1 protein-coding gene is annotated in these 3,568 nt (G+C 39.8%); it reads left to right on the top strand.

The genetic code is table 11. The features are described 5' to 3' along the window. The coding region (locus tag VNZ46_RS26300) for a CusA/CzcA family heavy metal efflux RND transporter (RefSeq protein ID WP_325564165.1) at positions 1-3,568 on the top strand (3,568 nt) is incomplete at both ends.

The raw sequence follows: 3,568 nt of genomic DNA, 5'->3' as shown, positions 1-3,568 counted from the left end.
AACGGAATGCCAGTTTTAATGGGAGATGTAGCTGATGTTCAATATGGTTCTGCAATTCGCTATGGAGCAATGACTTATAACGACAAAGGTGAGGTAGCTGGGGCAGTTGTTATGATGCTAAAAGGCGAAAACGCCTCTGTTGTGATTAGACGAGTAAAAGACAAAGTAGCAGAAATTCAAAAAATGTTACCTGAAGGTGTAGTTATTGAACCATTTCTAGACAGAACGAAAATGGTAAACAATGCGATTAAAACAGTTGAAACTAATTTAATGGAGGGGGCACTTATTGTAATCTTTGTATTGGTGTTTTTTTTAGGTAACCTTCGTGCCGGACTTATTGTTTCTTCTGTAATTCCTCTTTCTATGCTTTTCGCCATCATCCTAATGAATATGTTTGGTGTTGGGGGAAATTTGATGAGTCTTGGAGCAATAGATTTTGGATTGATTGTAGATGGTTCTGTAATTGTGGTGGAGGCCATTCTACATCGCTTTTCGCATTCAAAACATTTTAGGGGGATGACCAGCATTGACCAGCAACAGATGGATGCTGAAGTAAGTAAATCTACAGGATCTATGATCAAATCTGCTGTATTCAGCCAGATCATTATTCTGATCGTTTATTTACCAATTCTCTCCCTGGAGGGCATTGAAGGTAAGATGTTTAAACCTATGGCTTTTACAATTGCTTTCGCCATTCTGGGTGCTTTTATACTATCTGTCACTTATGTGCCTATGATGGCAGCCTTGTGCTTAAATAAGAAGTTAAAGCATGATCTAACCTTTACAGATAAACTCATGATCTGGTTGGAAAGAAAATATCAACCCATTTTAAATAAAGTACTGTCTTTTCCTAAAACTATTATTGCGCTTACCCTTACTCTTTTTGTTGTCGCAATATTGATTTTGAGCCGTATGGGAGGAGAGTTCATCCCACAACTGGAAGAGGGGGATTTTGCTGTGGAGACCCGGTTGCTGACAGGAAGTAACCTGAACAACACGATCAGTTCCACTCAACAAGCATCCAAAATTTTGTTAAGCAGATTTCCAGAAGTAGAAAAAGTAGTAACCAAAGTTGGAAGCGCTGAGGTGCCAACAGATCCTATGCCTTTTGAAGCCGCTGACATGATGGTGATCCTTAAGGATAAGAAGGATTGGGTGTCTGCAAGCTCATTTAGTGAATTAAGCACGAAAATGACCAAGGCTCTGGAGGAAATCCCTGGAATTACAGTCGGGTTTCAGTTTCCCGTTCAAATGCGATTTAATGAATTAATGACGGGCGCCAGACAGGATGTTGTTTGCAAAATATTTGGAGAAGATCTCGATTCTCTGGCTAATTATGCTCATAAGCTCAATGATATTATCCAGACCGTACAGGGAGCAGTTAACATTTACGAAGAACGGGTAACAGGTATGCCTCAAGTTGTGATTAAGTATAACAGAGATGGCATGGCCAAATATGGTTTAAACGTAAGTGATATCAATCGTATTGTGAATACTGCATTTGCCGGCCAGGTAGCCGGACAAGTTTACGAAGGGGAGAAACGTTTTGACATGGTGGTTCGCCTGGCAGGTGATGCCAGAAAAAGCATATCGGATGTTCAGAATTTACTTGTTCCCACCAAACAAGGCACACAAATCCCGCTGTCTTTGGTAGCTGGTATTGAGGAAGTAGAGGGTGTTAATCAAATACAAAGAGAGAATACCAGGAGGCGGATCATTGTGGGTTTTAATGTGAGCGGGCGTGACGTGCAGTCTATTGTAACTGAACTCAAGCAAAAAGTCGAACAACAACTGAAGTTGCAAAAGGGGTATGCAATAGAATACGGTGGCTCATTTGAAAATATGACCGCTGCAAAAGCCCGCTTAAGTATTGTGGTTCCAATTGCACTACTGCTCATTTTCTTATTGCTTTATTTCGCGTTTAGCTCAGTAAAACAAGGTCTCTTGATCTATACTGCTATTCCCTTATCTGCAATTGGCGGTGTTCTGGCTTTATGGATCAGGGATATTCCTTTTAGTATCTCTGCAGGAGTTGGCTTTATTGCTTTGTTTGGTGTGGCGGTTCTGAATGGCATTTTACTGGTTTCTGAGTTCAACCGTTTAAAAAACGAGGGTTGGACAGATGTTAAAAGGATTGTGATTCATGCCACTAAATCTAAACTAAGAGCTGTAATGATGACAGCGCTTGTGCCTTCATTAGGATTTATTCCTATGGCTATCAGTACGGGTGCGGGAGGCGAAGTACAGAAACCTCTGGCCACTGTGGTGATTGGTGGACTAATTATTTCTACTCTGCTTACCTTATTTGTTTTACCTATGCTATATATCCTCTTTGAAAAGGGCTTTGGTTATTTTAAGCCACGTAAACTCGTCGTATCACTACTTATAATTCTTGGATGTGGAATTGTTGAAAGCCATGCTCAGGAAAAAATTTCTTTAACGGCCGCTTTGGACAGTGCATTAAAACACAATATTTCTATACGGGTTTCCAAAACAGAAGTTGGCTATTACCAGGCATTAAAAAAGAGTAACCTTGATCTGGAAAAAACCAATACTACTTTTGAATATGGGAAGTTTAATAGTACGATAAATGATAATAGATTCTCATTATCTCAGGCTATTCAATTCCCTGGTGTCTATAAGCACCAGGGCAGCATCAATCAGACCAACATTAAGATTAGTGAAACCAACGCGACACAAAAGGAATTGGATATTAAGAATCTGGTTAAACAGACTTTTTACCGTATAGTGGTTTTACAACAAAAACGAACTCTGTTAATAGAAACGGATAGCATTTATGCTCATTTCCTCCAAAAGACAAAACAACGTTTTAAGGTTGGTGATGTAGATGTGCTGGAAAAGACGACGGCAGAAAATCAACGTTTACAGATTTTTAACCAATTGGAGTTTTTAGAAACTGATTACCGGATACTTCTGGATCGCTTTAAGGTGTTGTTGAATATTAACAATGAGGTTGAGCCTTCCTCAGCTGAAGCCATTTACCACCTGGCCGCTTTACCTGACAGGGATTATGTTGAACGCAGTCCTGTGGTTCAATTGCAAAAGCAGCAAATTCTACTTTCTCAACAACAATATAAATTGGAAAAAAGCAAGCTTATGCCGTCTTTTAATGCGGGCTACAATAGTTCAACTATTATCGGGTGGCAGACAACAAATCAAAATCTGGAAAAATATTTTGGTAGTGGAAATCGCTTTTCCTCGGTCAATGTTGGGATAGGTATTCCTGTATTTTGGGGTGCTCAGCATTCCAGGATTCAGGCTTCAAATGTCTTGATCCGCCAGCGCAAACTTGAAGCAGATATGGTTATGCAACAACTTCAGTCAGATCTTCAGACAGCTGTAAGTATATACCAGCAAAGTGACAGGTTGGTAAAATCTTACCAGACCACCATGTTACCTAATGCAAACTCTATTATTCAGACCGCAACACTCAAGCTGAATGCGGGTGAGATTGGCTATTTGGATTGGGTGATACTAATTAATCAGGCTATCCAAATTAGAAGTGAATATTTTAATACTGTACAACAACTTAATGAGGCTGCTTTTG

The sequence above is a fragment of the Pedobacter sp. genome (genome assembly GCF_035566355.1).
GTDB lineage: Bacteria > Bacteroidota > Bacteroidia > Sphingobacteriales > Sphingobacteriaceae > Pedobacter.
The sequence above is the reverse complement of the archived record's forward strand: the minus strand, read 5'-3'. Positions and strand labels throughout refer to the sequence as shown.